This window comes from Paenibacillus wynnii (genome assembly GCF_030812855.1).
Taxonomy (GTDB): Bacteria; Bacillota; Bacilli; order Paenibacillales; family Paenibacillaceae; genus Paenibacillus_AQ; species Paenibacillus_AQ wynnii_A.
This window is the reverse complement of record NZ_JAUSTK010000006.1, coordinates 97,548-120,131: the sequence shown is the minus strand read 5'-3', so window position 1 is coordinate 120,131 and position 22,584 is coordinate 97,548. Positions and strand designations below refer to the sequence as shown.

Annotated in this window: 22 protein-coding genes; 12 read left to right on the top strand and 10 right to left on the bottom strand. The window is 44.7% G+C overall.

Features of this window, described 5'->3' with window-relative positions:
* Window positions 1-140: 140 nt before the first annotated feature.
* Window positions 141-1,037, bottom strand: coding sequence for a 4-hydroxy-tetrahydrodipicolinate synthase (gene dapA, locus J2T20_RS08505; protein WP_307587413.1), 897 nt, complete (start codon window positions 1,035-1,037; stop codon window positions 141-143).
* Window positions 1,038-1,155: 118 nt separating this feature from the next.
* On the opposite strand from dapA, the gene J2T20_RS08500 reads away from it, so the two are divergent.
* Window positions 1,156-2,058, top strand: a complete 903-nt coding sequence (locus J2T20_RS08500; protein ID WP_307587412.1) for a LysR family transcriptional regulator — start codon at window positions 1,156-1,158, stop codon at window positions 2,056-2,058.
* A gap of 10 nt (window positions 2,059-2,068) precedes the next feature.
* Here J2T20_RS08500 and J2T20_RS08495 read toward each other — a convergent pair whose 3' ends face one another.
* Window positions 2,069-2,926, bottom strand: coding sequence for an AraC family transcriptional regulator (locus tag J2T20_RS08495; protein ID WP_307587410.1), 858 nt, complete (start codon window positions 2,924-2,926; stop codon window positions 2,069-2,071).
* 213 nt (window positions 2,927-3,139) lie between these two features.
* Between J2T20_RS08495 and J2T20_RS08490 the strand changes: the two genes are divergently transcribed.
* Entirely contained in the window at window positions 3,140-5,209 is a 2,070-nt protein-coding gene (locus J2T20_RS08490; RefSeq protein WP_307587409.1) for a beta-galactosidase, read from the top strand.
* Window positions 5,210-6,159: 950 nt separating this feature from the next.
* Here J2T20_RS08490 and kduD read toward each other — a convergent pair.
* From kduD to kduI, 3 genes are read right to left on the bottom strand one after another with little or no spacing between them, the layout of a single operon-like run.
* Window positions 6,160-6,912: a 2-dehydro-3-deoxy-D-gluconate 5-dehydrogenase KduD gene (kduD, locus tag J2T20_RS08485; RefSeq protein ID WP_307587407.1), complete on the bottom strand. Its 753-nt coding sequence runs from the start codon at window positions 6,910-6,912 to the stop codon at window positions 6,160-6,162.
* A gap of 18 nt (window positions 6,913-6,930) precedes the next feature.
* Complete coding sequence (locus tag J2T20_RS08480; RefSeq protein ID WP_307587405.1) at window positions 6,931-7,713, bottom strand: DeoR/GlpR family DNA-binding transcription regulator; 783 nt, start codon at window positions 7,711-7,713, stop codon at window positions 6,931-6,933.
* A gap of 35 nt (window positions 7,714-7,748) precedes the next feature.
* Window positions 7,749-8,582, bottom strand: coding sequence for a 5-dehydro-4-deoxy-D-glucuronate isomerase (gene kduI, locus J2T20_RS08475; protein ID WP_307587403.1), 834 nt, complete (start codon window positions 8,580-8,582; stop codon window positions 7,749-7,751).
* Window positions 8,583-8,853: 271 nt separating this feature from the next.
* On the opposite strand from kduI, the gene J2T20_RS08470 reads away from it, so the two are divergent.
* From J2T20_RS08470 to J2T20_RS08455, 4 genes are all read left to right on the top strand, one after another.
* Window positions 8,854-10,533: a hypothetical protein gene (locus J2T20_RS08470; protein ID WP_307587401.1), complete on the top strand. Its 1,680-nt coding sequence runs from the start codon at window positions 8,854-8,856 to the stop codon at window positions 10,531-10,533.
* Window positions 10,534-10,623: 90 nt separating this feature from the next.
* Complete coding sequence (locus J2T20_RS08465) at window positions 10,624-11,253, top strand: bifunctional transcriptional activator/DNA repair enzyme AdaA (protein ID WP_307587601.1); 630 nt, start codon at window positions 10,624-10,626, stop codon at window positions 11,251-11,253.
* Window positions 11,234-11,770: a methylated-DNA--[protein]-cysteine S-methyltransferase gene (locus tag J2T20_RS08460; RefSeq protein WP_373457776.1), complete on the top strand. Its 537-nt coding sequence runs from the start codon at window positions 11,234-11,236 to the stop codon at window positions 11,768-11,770. The genes J2T20_RS08465 and J2T20_RS08460 overlap by 20 nt, the downstream gene beginning before the upstream one ends.
* Window positions 11,771-11,846: 76 nt before the next feature.
* Window positions 11,847-12,098, top strand: coding sequence for a YolD-like family protein (locus J2T20_RS08455; protein WP_036656303.1), 252 nt, complete (start codon window positions 11,847-11,849; stop codon window positions 12,096-12,098).
* Between the two features lie 51 nt (window positions 12,099-12,149).
* On the opposite strand, the gene J2T20_RS08450 is transcribed toward J2T20_RS08455, so the two are convergent.
* Window positions 12,150-13,088 carry a DNA-3-methyladenine glycosylase family protein gene (locus J2T20_RS08450; RefSeq protein ID WP_307587399.1) on the bottom strand — a complete coding sequence of 313 codons (939 nt, stop codon included), beginning with the start codon at window positions 13,086-13,088 and terminating at the stop codon, window positions 12,150-12,152.
* Between the two features lie 369 nt (window positions 13,089-13,457).
* On the opposite strand from J2T20_RS08450, the gene ybaK reads away from it, so the two are divergent.
* Window positions 13,458-13,931, top strand: a complete 474-nt coding sequence (ybaK, locus tag J2T20_RS08445) for a Cys-tRNA(Pro) deacylase (RefSeq protein ID WP_307587397.1) — start codon at window positions 13,458-13,460, stop codon at window positions 13,929-13,931.
* Window positions 13,932-13,939: 8 nt separating this feature from the next.
* On the opposite strand, the gene J2T20_RS08440 is transcribed toward ybaK, so the two are convergent.
* From J2T20_RS08440 to J2T20_RS08425, 4 genes are all read right to left on the bottom strand, one after another.
* Window positions 13,940-14,917 carry an NAD(P)-dependent alcohol dehydrogenase gene (locus tag J2T20_RS08440; RefSeq protein ID WP_307587395.1) on the bottom strand — a complete coding sequence of 326 codons (978 nt, stop codon included), beginning with the start codon at window positions 14,915-14,917 and terminating at the stop codon, window positions 13,940-13,942.
* Between the two features lie 20 nt (window positions 14,918-14,937).
* Entirely contained in the window at window positions 14,938-15,168 is a 231-nt protein-coding gene (locus J2T20_RS08435) for a zinc-binding dehydrogenase (RefSeq protein ID WP_307587598.1), read from the bottom strand.
* Window positions 15,068-15,808 (bottom strand): NAD(P)-dependent alcohol dehydrogenase, encoded by a 741-nt coding sequence (locus tag J2T20_RS08430; RefSeq protein WP_307587394.1) that lies wholly within the window; start codon window positions 15,806-15,808, stop codon window positions 15,068-15,070. Before J2T20_RS08430 ends, J2T20_RS08435 begins: the two co-directional genes overlap by 101 nt.
* Before the next feature lie 203 nt (window positions 15,809-16,011).
* Window positions 16,012-16,980: a helix-turn-helix domain-containing protein gene (locus J2T20_RS08425; RefSeq protein ID WP_307587393.1), complete on the bottom strand. Its 969-nt coding sequence runs from the start codon at window positions 16,978-16,980 to the stop codon at window positions 16,012-16,014.
* A 174-nt stretch (window positions 16,981-17,154) separates the two neighbouring features.
* Here J2T20_RS08425 and J2T20_RS08420 point away from each other — a divergent pair, with 174 nt between their 5' ends.
* The 5 genes from J2T20_RS08420 (at window position 17,155) to J2T20_RS08400 (ending at window position 22,530) form a co-directional block, all read left to right on the top strand.
* Window positions 17,155-19,269: a glycoside hydrolase family 52 protein gene (locus tag J2T20_RS08420; protein WP_307587391.1), complete on the top strand. Its 2,115-nt coding sequence runs from the start codon at window positions 17,155-17,157 to the stop codon at window positions 19,267-19,269.
* 222 nt (window positions 19,270-19,491) lie between these two features.
* On the top strand, window positions 19,492-20,142 hold the full coding sequence (locus tag J2T20_RS08415) for a hypothetical protein (protein ID WP_307587389.1): 651 nt from the start codon (window positions 19,492-19,494) through the stop codon (window positions 20,140-20,142).
* Between the two features lie 87 nt (window positions 20,143-20,229).
* The gene (locus tag J2T20_RS08410; RefSeq protein ID WP_307587387.1) at window positions 20,230-20,679 is read left to right on the top strand and encodes a hypothetical protein; all 450 of its coding nucleotides are present in this window, start codon (window positions 20,230-20,232) and stop codon (window positions 20,677-20,679) included.
* Between the two features lie 259 nt (window positions 20,680-20,938).
* Window positions 20,939-21,574, top strand: coding sequence for a DUF4304 domain-containing protein (locus tag J2T20_RS08405; RefSeq protein ID WP_307587385.1), 636 nt, complete (start codon window positions 20,939-20,941; stop codon window positions 21,572-21,574).
* A gap of 236 nt (window positions 21,575-21,810) precedes the next feature.
* Entirely contained in the window at window positions 21,811-22,530 is a 720-nt protein-coding gene (locus tag J2T20_RS08400; protein WP_307587383.1) for a hypothetical protein, read from the top strand.
* Window positions 22,531-22,584: the final 54 nt, after the last annotated feature.

Sequence of the window (22,584 nt, the reverse complement as noted above, 5' to 3'; positions counted from 1 at the left end):
AAATATCAGAAAGTATAAGTTTTCAGTATACTTTGCTTATATTTCTACGAGAAACGGATACCTGAAAGCGATACGGAGTATCGCAGCTTCGGAAGCATAGGCTCCCATTAAGGACGGCAAAGCCGTTTCTTCTTGTATGATTAGGCTTCTAAAGCCAAGGGATTCGAGTGCAAATGTAATCTTAACTCTTCCTGAAGTGATTGACTTATGGATGTCAAGGGAAGTCGAAGCATATCCGATGCAATTGTGCCGCTTTCGCTGAGGAACCATTTAATAGGTGCAGGGTTAGATTCCTTGAACAAGAGGCGGATTAGCGGAACAAGATTATCGAACGCTTGCTTAGCCAAATCCAATTGGCCTGATCTGAAATACTCATAAATTTGGATGAACTCAGCAGGTTGAACATTAGCGGAAGCGAGCATACCTCCTGCGGCACCGTGACCAAGCATATCGAGAAAATGGATATCATCCCCGCACAATACGGGTTTTGATCCATATCGGGAAAGCTCAGTTACTAGTTTAGGGCTACCGGAGCAGTCTTTTAAACCTACAACGTTATTCATTTCTAGAATGGTACGGGCCGTTTCCACTGTTAAGCCAACACCGGTTCGACCTGGGATATCATAAGCCATCACGGGGATGCCCACCTCGGCAGCCTTGCGGAAGTGAGCAATAATGCCTTCTTGAGAAGGGCGGCTATAATAAGGAACTACTACTAGTACGGCATCAGCCCCCAAATTTGCAGCAAGTTCGGTTCTTGCAACGGTAGATCTTGTATCATTCGTTCCCGTTCCAACGACTAAGGGAATCGTGGTTGATTTTAAAAGCTCACGAGAAGCATTTACCAGAAGCTGAAGCTCATTTATGTCTACAGTTGGTGATTCTCCAGTTGTTCCGTTTACGACCAAACCTTGAATGCTGTTGTTAAGAATGTCTTTGACATATCGCTGATACGAATCCAAGTCAACTTCACCGGCAGCATTAAACGGGGTTACTACAGGGACGTACACTCCACAAATCTGTTTTTCTGTAAGCATAATATCGGCCTCCAACGTATTTAATTCCTTTAATGCTACTTTAGCATGGATTATTGCATCGGTGTTATCTATAATAAATGATATGTGTCATCATTATTATTGATGTTGGGGTGAGAATATGGATTTAACCTACTTACGAACTTTCCGCGAGGTTGCGAAACGGCAGAGCTTTACACGTGCAGCCGAAGAGCTTGGGTATGCTCAGTCCAGTGTTACTATGCAGATCCAAAAAATAGAGAAGGAATACGGTGTAACGTTAATTGAAAGGCATGGACGCCAACTGCGCCTTACACCACCTGGTGAAGAGCTTCTGAAGCTGTTTGTGGAAATACTCGATTTATATGACCGTTCCAAAGAGACGATCGCGCAACAAATAGGGGGTACTTTAACCATAGGTACGATTGATTCTTTGGCCGCTTTTTACTTGCCGTCTTTTTTACAGCAGCTTAGAACACGTTTTCCAGGGCTGAATATACATTTGCAGACGGACAAGGAAGCCAATCTGGTATCCAAAATAAAAGAGGGAGAAGTAGATATCGGATTATTGCTGGACCGTAACACTGCTGATTCCTTCCTGCACCGGAGGATCATTCGAGAGGAACCGTTAGTCTTAATCGCTCCTCCTAACCACGCGCTGACCAGGCTGGACATGGTGACTGTGCAGGATCTTAATAACTATGAGTTCATTGTTTCCGAGGAAAGCTGCATTTATCGAAGTTTATTTGAGAATTTGTTAAAAGAGAATGGAATTATCTTCCGAATAGGTTTTGAGCTTTCGAATTTGGAAGCCATCAAACGATGTGTAATGAATGGCCTTGGAATCGCACTTCTCCCAAAAATTGTTGCACAGGAAGAGATTGCAAGGGGGTATCTCGTAGAGCTTCCTTTTGTTCATCCCGAAATTCACTTTGATTTACAGCTTCTGCTCCATCCGAAGAAGTGGATCTCCCAACCCTTGCAGCATTTCATTCAAATGCTGATGTCTGAAGCTAAAGCAGAAGCAGAAGCTGCAAGCAGCTAAAGAGCAGATGTTAAGCTTGCGGAGTTCCACCGTCTGATTGATGAAGTTGCTTTCTCATTACACCGGGCGTACATCCGTATGTCTTACGGAAGACCCGTATGAAATAATTGGTCTCCATCCCCAGATGAAGAGCAATGTCCTGAACGGGGATTTCTGCGTCCTCCATGATCATTTGCACCGCACGCTGCAGGCGCAGATTCTGTAGATATTGATGAGGAGTGACACCGTATTCCTGCATGAACAGGCGCTGGAAATGCTGGACGGAATAACCGACTACTCCCGCAAGATTGGAGATTAGCAGCGGCTCGGTAAAATGCTCGTTAATGAGGCCTATAGCTTTTTGCAGGGCATCGTTACGAACGGTCTCGAACTCCTGACGGCCTACAACCCCATAGAGGGATTCAGATGGGCGCAGCATTAAAAGCAGCCTGTACAGCGTCACTGAGAGCTCCTGCATGGATTGCTCATCTTGACGATTGACAGTTTGCGTGTTCACTGTCTGCCAGATCCGGCCGATTTCCTCCCAACATTCATCAAAGCGGTCGGGACGGAAAGGGGTAGAAGTTTGTCTTCCGATGTCTTCCAAAAAGTGGTGAGCCTGTCTTCCATGGTAACCAATAAAAGCCACATGCCAGGGTTCATGGGAGAGTGGGTGGTATTCATGACCCCGGTCCTGTGGATAAGCAAAGGCCATTCCCGGTTCCAACGTTATTTCGGTACCGCTCTCCAAATCACGGAACATACCCATTCCACTACGAATCAGAAAAATCTGGTTCACGGGAAAGCCGGTTGGACGTACATGATGATATTGGATATGTCTCCCCACGGAATAAGGGAATAAAGGAAAGCGATCAAGGTTACGTGGCATTTCTATTAAGGAGAAGGGAAGAATACTTCATCACCTCATATTCATTTTGTACTATTCAGTCGCTAATATCATCCTACTTCATGACATGAAAAATCTTATATTATAAATAGTATAAATGATGATTCATGAAATGGACAGGGAGCTCTCTGAATATTCATCAGAGAATAATCCCATTCTCACATGGTCACGAAAATGAGAGGATGAATGAGACGTATGAGTATGAAATTCCCACCGATCAGTAGCAAGGCTCCAGTCATGCTGCATGGTGCTGATTATAACCCCGAGCAATGGCTCCGATACCCTGAAGTACTTCAGGAGGATCTGCGGCTGATGAAGCTTGCAGGCTGCAATGTGATGTCAGTCGGTATTTTTTCATGGGTATCGCTTGAGCCGGAAGAGGGTGTCTTTACCTTTGGTTGGCTAGATCAATTACTGGATTCTTTTGCATTGAACGGTATTTACGCCTTTTTGGCCACTCCTAGCGGAGCGCGTCCAGCCTGGATGTCAGAGAAATATCCTGAGGTGCTAAGAGTCGAACGCAACCGTGTCCGTAATCTGCACGGGGTTCGTCATAATCACTGCTATACATCTCCCGTATACCGGGAAAAAACAGCAACTTTGAATGGGAAGCTGGCTGAGCGTTACGCGCATCATCCTGCTGTCATCGGCTGGCATATCTCGAATGAGTTCGGGGGCGAATGCCACTGTGACCTATGTCAGGCTGAATTCCGTGGTTGGCTGAAGAATAAGTATAAAGACAGCCTAGACGAGTTAAACCATGCTTGGTGGGCCACGTTCTGGAGTCACACCTACACCTCATGGGAGCAGGTTGAATCACCGGCCCCTCACGGGGAGAATCAGGTACACGGCTTGAATCTCGATTGGCGGAGATTTGTCAGTGAACGAACCATTAATTTTTGTCAACATGAGATCGATTCCGTTCGCAGTTTCAATCTTGAACTGCCCGTGACTACCAACATGCACAACATAGACGGTGTTGATTACCGCAAGCTGGCTGAGATTCTGGATGTAATCTCTTGGGATGCCTACCCGGCCTGGGGGTATACCGACGATGGAGATAATGCCCGGTTAGCGGCATGGACTGCCATGCATCATGATTTGTTCCGCACCCTGAAGCAGAAACCATTCCTGCTCATGGAGAGTACTCCATCACTTACGAACTGGCAATCGGTCAGCAAACTGAAGCGGCCAGGAATGCATATGCTGTCCTCCCTTCAAGCGGTAGCGCACGGATCAGACTCGGTACAGTACTTCCAGTGGCGTAAAAGCCGCGGTTCCAGTGAGAAGTTCCACGGCGCTGTCGTTGATCACAGCGGACACGAGGAGACCAGAGTGTTTAAAGATGTAGCAGAGGTAGGGAAGACTCTGGCGGGGCTGGCAGATGTCGTAGGAACTTCTACACCGGTACAAACAGCCATAATCTATGATTGGGATAATCGCTGGGCGATCAAGGATGCCCAAGGGATTCGTAATTCCGGATTGCATTATGAGGAGACGGTATTGCAGCATTATCGTGCATTATGGGAGCAAGGGATTGCAGTGGATATGATCGGAATTGAGGATGATCTATCAGCCTACAAGCTGGTGATTGCTCCGATGCTTTATCTTATCAGTGAAGAGAATGGTAAACGTATCGAGAAATATGTCGAGAATGGCGGAACCTTCCTGGCAACTTACTGGTCAGGCGTTGTCGGTGAGACGGATCTTTGTCATTTGGGTGGGTTTCCGGGTCCGCTACGGAGAACACTTGGCATTTGGGCTGAGGAGACAGAGGGCTTACACAGCCGTGATTTGAACGGACTTGTGATGAAGGACGGCAATGCGCTTACATTAACTGGAGATTATGATGCTCATGAGATCGCGGAGCTGATTCATCTTGAAGGTGCGGAGGCTCTTGCACATTACCGTAGTGATTTCTATGCGGGGCAGCCAGCGCTAACCATGAACCGCTTGGGTGAGGGACGGGCGTACCATCTAGCCACCCGGGTGAAGGATACTGCTTTCTATGTGGAGTTATACTCCGCAGTTACGAGAAAGGCTGGTATTAGCCGGACACTGGATACCAATCTTCCAACGGGCGTAACCGTACAGCTACGTACGGACGGAGAGCATGATTATCTGTTCGTGCAGAACTTCAGCGATATGGAGCAGGCTGTGGAGCTGGACGGCAGGGAATACAGCGATCTGAGAACTGGTACTGAGGCTCCGCATGTATTGAATCTGCCAGTCAATGGTCTGGTGATGTTGAAGCGCAAACATTAGGAGCATATTTATCAAGGGCAGGACCTGTAGATCAGGTTCTGTCCTTTTTTGTGTTTTATTAGCTCAGTTTAAATTTAGAAGAAATTTTTCCAACTAATTTAGGGATCGAACTACTTAGCTAGTTATTTAGTTATATTTCTCTCTAAACTTTCTTCCCCACGGTTGAACACCTGATAATTTTCGTATGCCTGTTCTCGGACGAAGTTTTAACATTCACCGTTTTTACTACACAATCCCAAAGAGAAAATATAAGTAGAATCTATATAGATTCTACTTGAGTCAGTTTCATAAATATTTTTACAAGATATAAACCATATAAACATCTGTGCATGTGGGTGGTTAGTCTGAAAATCTGCTGATTTCCGAACATTATCCGTTGTTGACTACAATTTTGATGTGGAATTATGCGGCTTTTCGCATTATGAAATTGACTCCTTTATACAGGATCTCAGGTGCAAACGGTGCTTCAGAAGCGGAATTGTTGTACTATGTGCAGGATTTCGAGTATAAAAGGTGCCTAGGGAGCGGAAATGTTGTATTTTGTGTAGGATTTCGAGCGCAAAGGGTGCTTCAGAGGCGAAATTGTTGTACTATGTGCAGGACTTCGAGTATAAAAGGTGCCTAGGGAGCGGAATTGTTGTACTATGTGCAGGAATTCGAGTATAAAAGGTGCCTAGGGAGCGGAAATGTTGTATTTTGTGCAGGAATTCGAGCACAAAGGGTGCTTCAGAAGCGGAAATGTTGTATTTTGTGCAGGATTTCGAGTATAAAAGGTGCCTAGGGAGCGGAAATGTTGTATTTTGTGCAGGATTTCGAGCGCAAAGGGTGCTTCAGAAGCGGAATTGTTGTACTATGTGCAGGATTTCGAGCACAAAGGGTGCCTAGGGAAATTGACTTACTTATGAAAAAAAGGTGCCCGATGGGCACCTTTTAATAACAACAAAGCCGGATTATCTAGCCAACCATCCGCCGTCTACGTTCAAAATATGACCGTTTAGGTAATCGGAAGCAGCAGATGCCAAGAAGACAGCTGGTCCTTTAAGATCTTCAGGTGTTCCCCAACGTGCTGCAGGGATACGATCCAAAATTGAATCGGAACGCTTTTGATCCGCGCGGATAGGTGCAGTGTTTTCTGTAGCCATGTAACCCGGTGCGATCGCGTTGATGTTCAGACCGGAACCTGCCCATTCGTTAGCGAAAGCTTTGGTCAGACCTGCTACAGCATGCTTACTAGCTGTGTAGCCCGGTACGTTGATGCCGCCTTGGTAGGAGAGCATAGAGCAGATGTTGATGATTTTACCATTTCCTCTTTCCAACATGTGTCTACCCGCAATTTGTGACAGCAAGAAAACGGTATTCTGATTCAGGTTGATTACATCGAACCAGTCTTTTTCGCTGTGGTCTTTAGCTGGTGTACGACGGATCATTCCTGCGCAGTTCACGAGGATGTCAACGTGGCCAGTAAATTCAAGAGCTTTGTCAAACATACCTTGAAGGGTAGTGTGGTTACTCAGGTCGCACTCCAGGCTAAGAGCCTTAACGCCAAAGGCTTCAGCTGCTGCTACTGTTTCTTCACTTGAGTTAAGGGAAGCAGAGATAACATCTGCGCCCGCTTCTGCGAAAGCAAGTGCGATGCCTTGTCCAAGACCTTGGGCTGCGCCTGTTACAATTGCTGTTTTTCCTGCTAGGCTAAATAATGACATAATATTTTTTTCGCTCCTTTAATTGCTTGAATGTGTAAGTGGATTGTGCCCACATTCGATGGTAACGCCTGCGCTACGGAACAGTTCCGCTGTTTCCAGGGCGAGCCCTTTGTCTGTCAGAAGTACATCCACTTCTTGTAAAGAAGCGAAGGTACGCAGCGCGGTATTGCCGAATTTATGATGATCGACAACGGCGTAAACCTTATGGGCTGTAGATACAAGTGCTTGTTTATACTCTATGAAATCCCCCGTGTAAATGGAGAGTCCTTGTTCTATATTTACCGCCGTAGCCGACAAAAATGCTTTTTGTATGTTTAAGCTTTTTACATAAGTAACAGCTTCCTGACCGGCAAGCATGTTACGAACACGGTAGCCCCCGGGTACTACGAGACGAATGTTATCTTTAAGAACAAGTTCGCTGATGATGTATACATCATTGGTAATGACAGTCAGGGACATATTATCCAGACGCCGCGCTATTTCGAGCGTCGTACTTCCGCCGTCCAGAGCTATGATATCGTCTTGATTAATATGACGAAGCGCGCTTAGTGCAATCTCCGTTTTTTCTTCGGAATACTTATCCAGTGGCGCCTTGGAGGGCAGAATACCGAATTGATCGCTTTGTGCTAACACAGCTCCACCATGAACACGAACGAGTAAACCTTGTTCCTCCAGTTTGCTTAAATCTTCGCGGATCGTTTTTCCGGTCACCTGGAGCTTATCGCTAAGCTCATTAACAGTTACATCCTTCTGGTTCAGCATAACTTCCATGATCATTTCGTGTCTTCGTATCGGGTTCATAACCGTCCTCATCTTTCCGTAAGAGAAATTTCCCTCTATTGTAATTCTTTTATGGAGACGGCGTCCATATCATCATAACGTTTGTTGTCGCCAGCCATACTCCAAATGAATGTATAGTTGTGTGTACCAACACCGCTGTGGATGGACCAGCTTGGAGAAATTACAGCTTGTTCGTTATGCATTACGATGTGACGGGTTTCCGTTGGCTCACCCATAAGATGGAAAACCGCTTGATCTTCAGGAAGATCGAAATAGAAATACGCTTCCATGCGGCGTGGATGTGTATGGGAAGGCATTGTATTCCACATGCTGCCAGGCTTAAGCTGCGTCATACCCATAACGAGTTGTGCACTTTGAACTCCGTTGGTATGGATGAAGCGGTGAATGGTGCGCTCGTTGGCATTTTCCATGCCGCCCATTGCTCCGGATTCAGATTCAGCCAAGTTAGTTTTTGTAGTAGGGTAAGAATGGTGTGCAGGAGCGGAATTCAGGTAGAATTTAGCTGGCTTTGCAGCATCTACGCTCTTGAATATTACATCCTTAGAGCCTTGACCCACGTACAAACATTCTTTGGTGTCTACTTCATATTCTGTTCCGTCAACGAATACTGTACCTTTACCGCCTACATTAATAATTCCGAGTTCGCGGCGTTCCAGGAAATAAGTAACACCCAGTTCTTTAAGGTCAGTTGTCAGAACAACATCCTTAGTTACAGGGTTAGCGCCGCCGACAATCATGCGGTCTTCGTGAGTTAGAACAAGCTTGAGCTCATCTGGAGCAAAAATTACAGGGATGTGAAATTCCTTGCGCAAACGCTCAGTATCAAATTGTTTAACTTCATTTGGATGGGAGGCGAAACGTCTTTCCATGGGTTATTCAATCTCCTTCTCAGTGAGAAATGGTTTGTATAAGTACAATTTACTCCATATAGGTTCATATTACAAGTAGTAATCTTTTTTAGTAGGTTTGTTTTAGTTCATTTGGCGATTTACACAATTGCTATGTGAACGGGAAAGGTGCAGAATTAAGCTGTTATTTATTAACCAGATGAACATAATCACATCCAGTATCAAACGCATTGTATAAACGTAGTAACAAATCGCAATGTAACCATTGTACGAATGAAAGGGTGGTCTTACGGTGATTGATCTGAATAGTTCTAAAGGTCCTTATAAGGAAAGGCAAATTGAAATTATTTACAAAGTAGCCCTTGAAGCGGAACGCAGGCCTTTACTGGATAGCGGATTATGGTTCCATGATGATGTTCGAAATAACTTTTATTATGCTTCGTATCTGTTCGCTGCCGCAGCTAACGCATCCCTTCAGCTTCCCTTTGATCGAGATGAGGCAAAACACAAAGCGGAACATGTGCTGATGGAGACGCTTATGCTGCAGAACCGGAAACCGGGCACCGTATTATACGGACATTGGCCGCTGGGATTGAATCCGATTCCAAGAGATGCTGCGCCGCATGAGCTTCCAGTGGAGATTATGGGCAGTCTTATCGCCTACTTTAGCAGGGAGTACGGAGGATTGATGAGTGCCCGGCTGCGGATAGCGTTCAATACAGCATTAGGACATATTTACCGAAGTAAGTTCTATCTCAAGCCGGTAGTGACGTTTGGTCATCATGAAGCCAAACATACAGCTGCAAAACTTATTTTCGGAAAAATGTTCGAGGACGATGAGTTAGTGGAGGATGGCCGTCAGAGCCTGAAGGATACCTTGTTACATATCCAGTCCAAAGGAATGCCTGAGTACGGCTGCCTTCCTTGGTTTTGGAACTGGGTACAGGCCTTTACTTGTGCTTTGGAACTGGGTGCCGGTGAAGATAAAGATTTGCACACCATGCTTAGGGAAATGCTGAATTATTTGTGGAGTGAGCGGGCTCAATTTTATCTGCAGGGGGCTTGGGTTGGAGCCCGTTCCCGGGGATGGCCGCATGATGTACCAGGTGATGCGAATGTATTGCATGATTATGTGCAGTTTGGTGATTTCGAGCTGCCTGAAAGTATGCCGCGTACTGAATATGCCGGATTTTTGTTCTATGAAGCGCCGGAGCAGATTCGTACAGCTGCACTTGACCGTAGCCTGCCCGTAGAAATAACCAAAATTACTGAAAAAGTTACAGTAGGTGATCCATATCGTCAGCCACCGTTGCACTCCTATGCTTATATTACTGAAGAATATGCAGCAGGAGGTTTGTGGGAGCGAGTAGAGGAGTTCGATAATGAACAGCTTCGCTGGGCTTATTCGTTGCCCCTTCGTGGACGTGAGGATGCCAACCAGTTGTATTTTTTCCATCCCGGACCAGGGTATAAGGAAGGCGATCCCCGTCACCAGAGCCGATACGCCGAAGTGCTGTACCATCAAAACGTAATCATGACCTTATACCCCGTCCCGGCGGGAGTAGCAAATGCGATAATAGGTGTTCTACCCAAAGGGCATTGGCTGCAGCAGTCCTCTGCTTTATTCGGATTAGTGGATCAAGTATATTTTGCTATCTTCTTGTCGCATTCGTATTCTTTAAAACAACAGGCGAGATACCTTGAGGTAACTGTTGAAGGCACGCCGGGTGGAGTCACTGTAGAGGCTGTAAGTGTAGGAAAAGCGGTCGAACTTGGTATAAGCGGACTTGATGAATTTGCAGCTGCAATGGATTCGAAGGCGCCTTTCTTCAGCGTTAGTGATTCTGACTGTTTACAAGTGGATTATAACAGCACTGCGGGCGACAGCTTGCAACTTCTAACCGAAGGAATCCAAACCGCAAAAGCAATTATTAACGGTTCCCCGGTATCATTTGAAGGATATAGAGTATAAATCGAAAGAGCTGACCGGAATCCGGTTGGCTTTTTTTTGCTGCATGACCTTGAAAATGTAGTTTCGTTTTCTTGCTTTTCCATTCGAAAATTGCTCCAATACCGCCTAACAAAGGGTATACTGTGTTTGGAGGTGACCCTAGTGACGGAGGAACAGTGGCAGGCTATTCTACAGAATGATGCTGGCTTTGATGATCATTTTTTCTACGCAGTGAGAACGACAGGGATTTATTGCAGGCCGTCCTGTAAGTCCAAAGCGCCAAATAAAGAAAATGTGCGCATCTACCTAACAATGGAACAAGCCTCATCTGCCGGATTTCGCCCCTGCAAAAGATGCAAGCCTACCGGAGAGCGGTTGCCAGATAGCGAGTGGGTATCCGTAATTACACAGTACATCGACAACAACTACGCGGAACCTATTCATCTGGATGTTTTGGCGGAAGAATGCCATGGCAGCCCCTATCATCTACAACGCACTTTTAAAAAGGTTCTGGGCATTACCCCGGTAGAATACGTTCAGCAGGTGAGAATACAGAAGGCGATAGAGCAGTTGATTCATTCAGATCGAGCCATTGCGAACATTGCCATGAGTGTCGGGATGTCCAATGTGCCTTATTTTATAACGTTATTCAAGAAAAAGACGGGGCATACCCCTACAGAGTACCGTCTTACCTATAAACATAATTCGGAGGTGCTCCATAGTGGAAAAGTTAACGAATGAAGTCATTTATTGGACCTTTTTGAAGCATGAGGATTGGAATATATATATCGCTGCAACCTCTAAAGGTCTTTGTTATATAGGCTCACAGGACAAACCCTTTGAGGAATTGGCGGCTTGGGTAACTGCACGTTTTCCCGGAGGTAAACTCGAAGAAGAGGATGGGAAATTGCAATTGTATGCTGGAGAATTGGCTGAATTTTTGCAAGGCGTACGCAAAAGCTTTACCTTTCCTATGGACTTCCGTGGCACCCCGTTTCAGTTGGCGGTATGGCATGCGTTATGTGAAATTCCTTATGGACAAACCTGGTCTTATTCAGACGTAGCGGCGCATATCCAAAAGCCATCATCTGTGCGTGCTGTGGGAACGGCGATCGGGGCGAATCCTATTTTAATCACAGTACCCTGCCACCGGGTTATCGGGAAAAATGGCGCACTCACCGGCTATCGGGGAGGCCTGGATATGAAGCTGCAGCTGCTTGATCTGGAACGGACAAGTTCGTTGGTTATTGCTCCGTAAAGTCATGCTATAATAGAATGAAGCATTCGTACTTTAGTATTCTCTTAATCTTGTAATGACTTATTGGAGGAATAGCGTGGCAAAGGCAAAGGTAGCAAAACGTCCGACCCGGGATGAATTTGTTCTGGAGGAGATAGGTAATCAATTGACAGAGGCAAAGCAGGAAGATTCCGAGATTTTATTGACCGTGTGGGGAAAAGAAGAGCAGGTGCGTGGACGTATAGTGGAAATGGATCCGCGAACCGGAAGGGTGCATGTCAGCCTGAATGAAGAGATCAATAAGGTTCCTTTCATGGATATCATGCGAGTGGATTATCCCAGAGACTAATAGGAACGACTGAAAACCCCATTTCAATATGAAGTGGGGTTTATATTTTTTTTAATACAGAAATCTCCACAAATAAAAGGTGGCATAAGACTCCCAATCGGTCCAAGTCGCAGACAGCTGCAGAATTTCTTCTTTGGTAGGTTTGCGGTCCGATCCTAGCAGATATTTAATGGAATTATGTAGTCCCACATCATCTATAGGAAAAGCCGAAGTCAACCTCAGACAGCGCATCAACACATAATTGGCCGTCCAAGGACCAATTCCGCGGATGGTTACCAACATTTTCTCTGCTTTTTTAAAATCACCTGTCTCCAGCAGCAGCTCCTTCGTTAGCCTTCCTTCCGTAATTAACTGGGCAACTGCAATTAGATACTCACATTTCTTAACAGTCATTCTTACAGGGGCTAAGTCCTGCACCGTCATACACGCGATATCTTCAGCTCTTGGGAATATCCAGTAATCCTCGCCTTCACATACTACATGACGACCAAAGTTTTCTACGAGCTCTCTTTTTAAAGTATAGGCAAAAGTTAGATTGATTTGTTGACCGAGAATCCCCCAGCAGAGCGCCTCGAATAAATTAGGAATGCCGATACATCGCAAGCCGTAAAAAGATTCAACAGCTCTGTGCAGCAGACTGTCATCCTTCGCCATCTCATAAAAGGGAACGAGGTCTCTATCTAAATCGAACCAGTCTCTTACATAATCGACTACGGCTTCTTTAGTGGAGGTTAGAGTGGGGGTGGTATCTCCCAGAAAGCGGAGGGTAATCCTACCGGGGGCATCGCCACTTAATTCAAAGACGGGAGTTTCCTCTCCAACCGTGATAGCTTTATAGATTTTTTGATCTTGCAGACGATACAGGCACTCATTAGGGGCATTATAGAAATAGTTCAAATTCTCTGCAAAGCTGAATTCTTTCGGAACAGCCAATGTAATTACATGTCCATGGTCTTCCCAATCGGATTGAGTCCGTATAAAATAATTCATAACCAGCCTCCAAGATTAGACTCTGAATACACTCTTAGTTGTATCACAAACCGACGTTTTGTGTTGTCGTTATCTTGCTGTTTCATTCTAGCTGCTAGATTGTAGGGATGAATTCGAGGCGAGCGTGTGCGGTGCGCAAGCTGTGGGAGTTGTGCCAAGCTGTCCATTCTGTGCATGCGGACTCCAGCGCTGCTATTGCGATGCAAACACCCTAAATGAGAGACATACGGACTGAGAATCCACTATTTGAGGTTTTAGTGCCTGATTTAGTCAATAATTTGCTCAATAGCGTCTTCTGTGTCCATATAAATCGTTTGTATATTAAAATAACTATGGATCCACATTTACAGCCAGAAAGGTTGATGTATCATGCAAGTTAGTAAAACGAATGCCATGCGAATTCTTGATACGAAGAAAATCTGCTATGAAGTTCTTTCTTATGACAATGAGGATGGAAAAATCCATGGTACAGCTGTAGCTGAGAAGATTGGAAGAGCTCCGGAGTCAGTTTTTAAGACATTGGTCTCCCATAGTGGATCGAACCTATATGTATTTGTAATTCCGGTTGCTGAAGAGCTCGATCTCAAAAAGGCGGCCAGAGCCGCCGGTGAAAAGAAGATCGAAATGCTGCCTGTAAAGGATCTGCTCAAATGGACAGGTTATATCCGTGGCGGCTGTTCGCCGGTGGGCATGAAGAAGCTGTATCCAACCTTTATTGACAGCAGTGCAGAGCCCTTGGACAAGATGGCAGTCAGCGCTGGAAGGATCGGCTTGCAGATGGAGGTAGCGCCGCTGCTACTGGCAGATACGGTTACCGCCAAATTTATAGAGTTGATTAAATAAACGACGACTCAATTTCCCGCTACAGTGATGACGACTTTTCCTAAGGCGTGCCCTTCCTCAAGATACCGCATCGCCTCAGGGACTTTACTTAACGGGAATTTTCTATCAATCACAGGGACGATTGTACCGGCTTCGAGAAGTTCTTTTATAAAAGTTAAATCCTTTTGGTTTGGTTTCGCCATCACATTATGCATTTTCTTGCTTCCGGTCATTGAAATCCATGGTCCTAGGAGCATAGCTTGAAAGATTTGAGCCATCGTACCACCGGTCATGATATAAATCCCCTTGGGGCTTAATGCACGCTTATACTCTAAAATCGAATGATATCCATTAGCGGCAATAATCAAGTCATACCGTTGCCCATTCTTGGTGAAATCCTCTTGCGTGTAATCAATGACATGGTCTGCACCAATCGCACGCACCATGTCCATTTTCCCCGTGCTGCATACGGCAGTAACTTCAGCCCCGAACGATTTGGCAATCTGGACGGCAAAGGTGCCCACACCACCGGACGCGCCATTAATCAGAACTTTTTGCCCTGCCTGTATCAGTCCTTTAACTCGGATACCCTGAAGGGCGGTGACTGCCGCCATCGGTACTGCGGCTGCTTGCTCGAATGTAATATGGGCCGGCTTCAACACCAATACATGTTCAGGAACAGATACATACTCTGCAAAACCACCCCAACCACATCCGGAAATATCCCCGAATACCTCATCGCCTGGCTGAAATTCCTTTACGTTTCTGCCAACCGCTTCAACCCGTCCCGCTATGTCAGAACCGAGTATGGTATGTTTAGGTTTTAGAAGTCCAGACATTAGACGGGTCAAGAAGGGATCCGCTCGGAGGAGATGCAAGTCAGCTGCATTGGCCGACACCGCATGAATTTTTATCAAGACTTCATTATCCTTGGGGGCAGGTTTTTCAACCTCTTTCAGTTGGAGAACATCCGGCGGTCCGTATGTTGTGTATACAACTGCTTTCATTTGAGCGGCCTCCTAATGGGTTACTTTTGTTTATCGTCCACCCTGATGACAACCTTTCCTCGGGCGCGTCCTTCCTCAAGATATCGGATTGCTTCAGGGACTTCACTTAACGAGTAATATTTATCAATAATAGGTACGACCTTGCCGGCTTCAAAAAGGTCTTTCAACAAATCCAGATCTTCTTTTTTGTTTGGTCTCCACATCACGATGCCCATTTTTTGAGTGCCCATCATTGAAATCAAGGGTCCCAGTATTAAAGCTTGAACTACTACAGCTGTGGAACCTCCAACGAAGACACAAATTCCATGCACCAATTGATCGCAGTAAGTCCAATTTACCAGCATTGTCTACGCCAGTTACTTCAGCCCCAAAGTGCTTGGCAAGCTGCACCGCAAATGTCCCCACACCACCACCCGCACCATTGATCAAAACCTTTTGTCCTGGCTGAATGGGTCTTTTACCGCAAAGATTCTGCAAGGCAACGATTGCCGAAGTAGGTATGGCTGCCGCTTCTTCGAATGTCATACTGGCAGGTTTTAACCTCAATGCCTGTTCGGGAATGCATACATACTCAGCAAAGGCGCCACAATTATGCGGAAAGGATAAATCCCCCCAGATTTCATCTCCTGACTGAAACTGCATTACCTTACTGCCAACCGCTTCAACCCGCCCGGCTATGTCTGTTCCGAGTATCTTGTGCTTAGGTCTTAGCAGACCCCCGAACCGGGACATCGGCGTGCCTCTCAGAGTTTCCAGGTCAGCCGCATTTAATGATGTAGCATAAACTTTTACCAATGCTTCATTTTCTTTTGGGGTAGGTGTATTTACCTCTTTGAACTGGAGAATATCGGGTGAACCATATTTGTGACTGACTATAGCTTTCATTTTCATCAGCGCATCCTTTCTTGTTATAGAGAGTGGCTAATAATGAATAGGTGGATTTGAGGGGAAAGGTACTCGATTAGAAAGGTATGCGCGTGGTCAATTGATTTGGTATCTATAACGTGGTAGTTAAATCAGCAAAGAGGCGAGTCAGAATAGTTCAACTATAGCACGGAAATGAACGGTTATCACAAACCATTTTTGGTGATTTATTAAGGATGTAGAGTAGAGGGTGTATTTTCCGGTGCGTGATTCTGGTCAGGTACAGCGCTGTGATGGCTCAACCGTCGGTAACCCATTGGAGGCAGACCCGTCCAACGTTTGAATTGCTTGCTGAAATGGGAGACGTCACGATACCCGAGGCGATGAGCAATCGTATCTACAGACAGAGTGTTGTCCATTAACAGCAGCTTAGCGTGGCGGATGATCAGGCCGGATAAATATTGCCTCGGCGATATCCCATAAATTTGACGAAAAGCCCGATTGCAGTGGGTAGGGCTGTAGCCTAGACGAGCGGCAATACTCTCAATACTACCGCCCCGTTCGCCTGTAAGTGCGGCGTTTGAAACGGATTCCTGAAGCAATCTTTCGATAGCATTCGCAAGAGCAACGGTATTTTCAGTGGCTTCGGTATTTGTTCCTCGGACCGTCTGCGGCATTTCTGCCAGCACCCAGCCGCTGAGCGCAGTAAAAAGCTGCAGGGAAGCATGTAGTGTAACTAGGCGGTTTCTATGTGAATCATCCGATTCGGATAAAATAGTAGAACTGATAATCACGTCCAGCGCTGAACGAATTCCCCGAAGCTCAGGGGTATTCCCGCTCAGGCTGACAGAATCAACCGTCAACAAAGCACGGCGTAAGGTTAGATCATCAATATCGAAATGCAAGCAGTAGTAGGTCATCTCATGTCCTGTACCCGAGCCGAAGCTGGCATGGGGAGCACCGGGGCGAATAAACAGAATATCACCACTTTGCTGTAAATAGGACTGACCATTTACAGACATTTGTTGCTGGCCCTGTAGTACAACATTGATCTCGAACATGGGGTGTGTATGCACAGGATATTGCCATTCTGCATTTACTTTTCGCCAGTGAGCGGCAAAGATATGAAAAGCTGCCTGGATGTCTGGTGACATCTGGCCGTCGATGGAATTATGTATGCCAGGTTCGGTCGGGTTCATCGCAATCCTCTTTTACACTAGAATAGGACTCCATTATATCATAGCTCTTTAGTTACGTTTGATTTGCCCAAATAATAGACTGCTTTAACCCTGTTGCACCTTCTGCAAAGCCGATAACATGGAGACATAGCCCGGCAATGCCGGGAACCATGCTGGAGGGAGTGCATTTACAATATGTCTCACAATCAATTTTTCAATGCGCATCATTCGCCGATTGGCGCTTTTGCAAGTTTTACCTTAGGATTTCCCGGTGCAGGTGGTGGATTTGATCTCGAGTTGGGCAAATCACCTAAACAGAATATATTCATAGGTCTGGAACGCAAGGATGGAGAGGGATTTGATACACTGCCGTTCCATGAGCAAGGCGGGGATGATGAGAGCAAACGCTACGACATCGAGAACCCTGATCCAAATCCTAATAAACCGCATATTCTGCATCCTTTTTCCAAGGAGCAAATCACAAGAAATTTTCAGCTTGCTACAGATACATGGAGTGCAGGCGATCTAACCTTCCGCATTCTGTCACCGGTTCGTCCGGTACCAGATCCTGAGCTTGCCACCGAAGAAGAACTGAAGAATGTACTACTTCCGGCGGTTCTTGTAGAGATTGAAGTGGACAACTTGTCTTCAACTACTGCACGGCGTGCTTTTTTTGGATTTCAGGGAACAGATGCTTATAGCGCAATGAGAAGCTTAGACACATCTCCTAAACTTACAGGTGTGGGTCAAGGAAGATTCTTGGCTATTGCTGCTGAACAGGGGACTGTGGAATCTGCTTTGCACTTCACGATGGAGGATATCCTAACTGCTGAGCTTAAGGAGAATTGGACCTTTGGACTCGGTCAGGTTGGGGCTTTGATTATGGATGTGCCAGCGGGTGAGCGGAAGACGTATCGTTTTGCAGTGTGCTTCCACCGTTCCGGCTTTGTTACCTCCGGTATGGATGCTTCCTATTATTACAATCGGTATTTCAGCAATGTGGAGTCTGTAGCGGAGTATGCATTGTCCCAATTCGATACTTTGGTACAGGAAGCAGAGAAGGCGAACCAAATGTTCGTGGGCAAAGGTCTCTCTGAGGATCAGTCCTTCATGCTGGCTCATGCTATTCGCAGCTATTATGGCTCAACACAACTTTTGGATTATAAGGGTAAGCCGTTCTGGATCGTCAATGAAGGCGAATACCGGATGATGAATACCTTCGATCTTACGGTCGATCAGCTGTTCTATGAATTACGGATGAACCCTTGGGCAGTTCGTAATGAGCTGGATATGTTTGTGGAAAGATTCAGCTATGAGGATACGGTTCGCTTCCCGGGAGATAAGACTGAATATCCGGGCGGCATCAGCTTTACGCATGACATGGGTGTGGCTAACGCGGTGTCCCGTCCAGGTTATTCTTCTTATGAGCTCTACGGTATTGATGGTTGTTTTTCTCACATGACGCATGAACAACTGGTCAATTGGTTGTTGACCGCAGCAACTTATGTTGAGCATACCGGAGACAGCACTTGGATGAAGAGCAACCTGAGTGTAATGGAGCGTTGTCTCGAAAGTATGGTGAACCGGGATCATCCCGATCCGGCTCAAAGAAACGGTGTAATGGGACTTGATAGCTCCCGGACCATGGGTGGAGCAGAAATTACAACCTATGACAGTCTGGATGTCTCTCTGGGTCAAGCGCGGAACAATATCTATTTGGCGGGCAAATGCTGGGCAGCTTATCTGGCCATGGAAAAAATCTTCAACGACAACGGCCGTGCTGACTTGGCAGCAACCGCAGGTGTTCAGGCGGATCGCTGTGCAGCAACGATTGTGGCTAACGTTACAGAGGATGGTTATATTCCAGCTGTAATCGGCGAAGGCAACGACTCCAAAATCATTCCAGCCATCGAAGGTTTGGTATTCCCGTACTTTACGGGCTGCAAGGAAGCACTTGATCGCAATGGTCGGTTCGCCGCTTATATCAGTGCACTCGACAAACATCTGCACGCGGTTCTTCGAAAAGGAGTCTGCCTGTTCGATGACGGAGGTTGGAAAATCTCCTCCACCAGCAACAACAGCTGGTTAAGTAAGGTGTATCTATGTCAGTTCATTGCCAGAGAGATTTTGGGATTGGAATGGGGAGCGGAAGGGCAAGCAGCTGATCATGCACATGCGGTTTGGCTGACACATCCCGAGCTCTCGATATGGAGCTGGAGCGACCAAATTATCTCTGGGGAAATTACGGGAAGTAAGTATTATCCGCGGGGTGTTACGGCGATTTTGTGGTTGGAAGAGAATAAGGAGTAGTGATGCGGGTCGATCAAGATTAAATCTTGAATCGATCCTTTTTTTTGGATCTGACAATTTATATATTGGCGATGCGTCATTAAGCTATACGAACGGGAAGGATAGTTTAATCATTCGCCGAATACCTTAGACAGGGCAAATTTACGAAGTTAGGAAAAATTGGAAACTTCGCTGTTTCTTTTCCTCAAACTATCTAATTATGATTTTAAAAGGAGATTTATAATGAAGCATCTTTGGTGGAAAATTTCATTTTATTTCGTCTTGTTCGTGGTGGTCTTATTCATGGCAATCAATGACTATTCACCAGTCTTGATAGTAGGAACTGCTGTGATGGCTACCCTGATTTTTTTTATAATCCAATTCATTTATCCGTTAGCTTTGGAAAAGCGTGTGGATCGCGTGGAATCCTTTTTACGCAGCCAGAAAAACACGCCTGGACTCTATATTAATTATGTTTTTGCTAACAGACTTGAGGATGAAGCAAGAACGATTATGGAGCAGCTTATGAGAAAATATAAGCAGGCAGCAGCACAGGCATCGTACAAGGCGGCATACGGCGTTTATCGCAAAGATATGACTGCAGTTCAAGAAGCCGTACCGTACATTCGCTATTCTGATTACCGAGCATATTACGAAACGATTCTACTGTCGGAGGACGGGGAGAGTGCTCAGGCGCGAAAACATCTTGAATCCATCAAGAAGCCTTGGATGAGATCAGCACTGCTCGCGGAAATTGAACTCAAAGCTGGCTGCATCGAAACTGCGGTCAAGCACGCCAGGGAAGCCCTTAATTCTTCGAGAGGCGTCCAGCATTATGTGTTACATAAGGAATACGAAAGGATATTACCACAGGCTGTTGAACTCGTATCGTAAATTCGGAATGTGAAGGTAGCGTTAGGCTTGAATTTAGCGTAGTCCTGGTTCAAAAGGATATTCATATTTTTTTAGAGAGGTTTTAATTTGAAAAAAACATTCACAATCCTTTTATTGACTACAGTAGTTGCTCTTGTTTTAACAGTCATATCCACTCCATTTATTAACAATCATATTGCAAATTCCATAAAAAAAGATCTAGTAAAAGTATCGCTGCCAGACAAAACCGAATGGATAGATGATATATCATCAGCTGGAAAATTAATTGGGAATGGAAACGGAATGCAATTTTTTGGCGCTATTCTAATTAAATCGGAACTAACTTTGGAAGAATTAAATAATTATTATTCAAAATATCGCGAGAATGAATGGAGTTACATTGTTGAACAGCAAGTGAGTGATACAATTGATTTTCTTAATGGTCACTTGAAATTCAAAGCATTGAAAGCAGATGAAGAACTAATTAACTATTATATTGTTTATACTTGGGGCAGCAGTGACTATCCATTAAGTGAGCTTGACATACGAGGACATTGACACTCTGCACAAGCAAGATCACGTGCTACGCCGCCCCACTAAGTAGAACTGTACCATAGATGACAGATCCTCATTCCGCTAACGGGGAACGATAGCGCAAAGAGCAGACTGCTAATGCAATATGCTTTTTATATTGAAGTAACGGGTAGATTAACATAATGATTTCGCGAATACTTTACATATGGAGTTATTTACAAAGTTCGTAAATATGACGTTAGACGAAATCTCACAAGACACAATCCAAGGAGTATTCTCAAAGATGGACACTAAAGAGTTCAGATCTTTAATCAAGACAGAATTGAAACCCGTACTCAATGAGCTTGGTTTTATTGGAACAAATCATCATTTTATTAAGCGGACGAATGATCATTATATTTTTACTTTGGTTATCCAAGCTAATAAATATGGTGGTTCTTGTATTATGGAGTTGGGTGTTCATTTGGATTTTCTTCTTGATGAGAAGAATTCTAATATAACAGTTTATGATTGCGAATTCAGACAAAGAATTCAACCCAAAAAGTCGTTCATCAGTAAATTGTTTAAGAACAATGCAGAAATATGGCATGAATATGGAGAAGATGAAGAACAAGCTAAGCAATCAATTGCTTCAATGAAATCTCTTTTTGTAAGCCAAGGCATGGATTACTTCAATCAATTTAAAAACTTTCCCAATCCACTATTAACAATTGATATAGAAGAAATAAAAAAACGAAGTAAACGGTTGGAACAATTAGGGGCACCATTGGATCTTAGATTGGTTCTATTAATTTCTAAAACTCATTTGTACTTAGGTAATAAGAAAGATGCTAAAAAGTATGCTGATTGGGGATTAAAGAATATTGGAAGAGCGACATTACTAATAAAGGAATTTGAGGGTGTACTTCAAGAAGTGTGAGACTTCATCTAACACCATATTCACGCTTCGAGCCATTCGGCTCTCGGTCCGGCAGAAGTTAGAAGAGGATTCAGGGATGAAATTTGCAGTAGCAGGAAGCGGAATCAGCCGGACACACCCGCACCACCCAACCGCATCGCGGCCGGTCACTTCGTGACCTTAAGGTGGTGGGGCGTCGTGAATACAAGAACGTTATGTGAAATACTGGCAAATAATTAATGGAGGGAAATTCAGTGATGAATAATAATGAAATAACTATTCCTGTTCAGACTACTTCAGAAATGTTGAAAAATACTATCTTTAATTTAGTTGAAGGAATAACTGGCATCGCTACTTCAGAAAAAAACGAATTGATTCTTTCCGCAGGACATTTAGTCCAAAGATTACGTTCTACTAGTTTATTGAACGCTTTACGAGAAGAGTGGAATTTGTTTAGAGAACGTGGAAAAATTGCTGATGATTATCAATATACGGAACAACATATAAATTGTTTACAAGAAACATTAGAATTTTTAGATAAAGATATACCAGATGAAATCAGATTTTCAATGTTGAAGAAATTACTATTAGTAGCCGCTCAGGAAATATTAACAGACAGGAATAGTCACTTACCTATTCAAATGATTAAAATGTGTAAAACTATGAGTTCTGGAGAATCTCTTGTATTGCTTACTACATATAGCATTGCTAAAAGCGGTGGTTTAAATAATGAAAGATTTGGAGCAATAAAGTGGTTAGAGTATGTTGCTGATCATTCAGGACTAGTTTTTCCTGAATTAGTAGAAACATATGAACAAGAATTAGTAAAGAAACACTTACTAACTGATCGTGTACATCCAGATAATAGCGGAGTGAACTTAGGGGAAAATTTTAGACTTACTGGATTTGGGCATATGTTATGTTCCTATATTGAGAAATATGATGAAGAGAATAAACAATTTGGAAGTATTTCATAGGCGGCCCAAGCTTAACATAACATAATATTCGCGCTGCGGGCCATTCGGCCCTTG

Coding starts and splice junctions, on each gene's coding strand:
- dapA (WP_307587413.1), bottom strand. CDS start 1,037: ATGCTTACAGAAAAACAGATTTGTGGAGTGTACGTCCCTGTAGTAACC.
- J2T20_RS08500 (WP_307587412.1), top strand. CDS start 1,156: ATGGATTTAACCTACTTACGAACTTTCCGCGAGGTTGCGAAACGGCAG.
- J2T20_RS08495 (WP_307587410.1), bottom strand. CDS start 2,926: ATGCCACGTAACCTTGATCGCTTTCCTTTATTCCCTTATTCCGTGGGG.
- J2T20_RS08490 (WP_307587409.1), top strand. CDS start 3,140: ATGAGTATGAAATTCCCACCGATCAGTAGCAAGGCTCCAGTCATGCTG.
- kduD (WP_307587407.1), bottom strand. CDS start 6,912: ATGTCATTATTTAGCCTAGCAGGAAAAACAGCAATTGTAACAGGCGCA.
- J2T20_RS08480 (WP_307587405.1), bottom strand. CDS start 7,713: ATGAACCCGATACGAAGACACGAAATGATCATGGAAGTTATGCTGAAC.
- kduI (WP_307587403.1), bottom strand. CDS start 8,582: ATGGAAAGACGTTTCGCCTCCCATCCAAATGAAGTTAAACAATTTGAT.
- J2T20_RS08450 (WP_307587399.1), bottom strand. CDS start 13,088: ATGAATTATTTTATACGGACTCAATCCGATTGGGAAGACCATGGACAT.
- ybaK (WP_307587397.1), top strand. CDS start 13,458: ATGCAAGTTAGTAAAACGAATGCCATGCGAATTCTTGATACGAAGAAA.
- J2T20_RS08440 (WP_307587395.1), bottom strand. CDS start 14,917: ATGAAAGCAGTTGTATACACAACATACGGACCGCCGGATGTTCTCCAA.
- J2T20_RS08430 (WP_307587394.1), bottom strand. CDS start 15,808: ATGAAAATGAAAGCTATAGTCAGTCACAAATATGGTTCACCCGATATT.
- J2T20_RS08425 (WP_307587393.1), bottom strand. CDS start 16,980: ATGAACCCGACCGAACCTGGCATACATAATTCCATCGACGGCCAGATG.
- J2T20_RS08420 (WP_307587391.1), top strand. CDS start 17,155: ATGTCTCACAATCAATTTTTCAATGCGCATCATTCGCCGATTGGCGCT.
- J2T20_RS08415 (WP_307587389.1), top strand. CDS start 19,492: ATGAAGCATCTTTGGTGGAAAATTTCATTTTATTTCGTCTTGTTCGTG.
- J2T20_RS08405 (WP_307587385.1), top strand. CDS start 20,939: ATGGACACTAAAGAGTTCAGATCTTTAATCAAGACAGAATTGAAACCC.
- J2T20_RS08400 (WP_307587383.1), top strand. CDS start 21,811: ATGAATAATAATGAAATAACTATTCCTGTTCAGACTACTTCAGAAATG.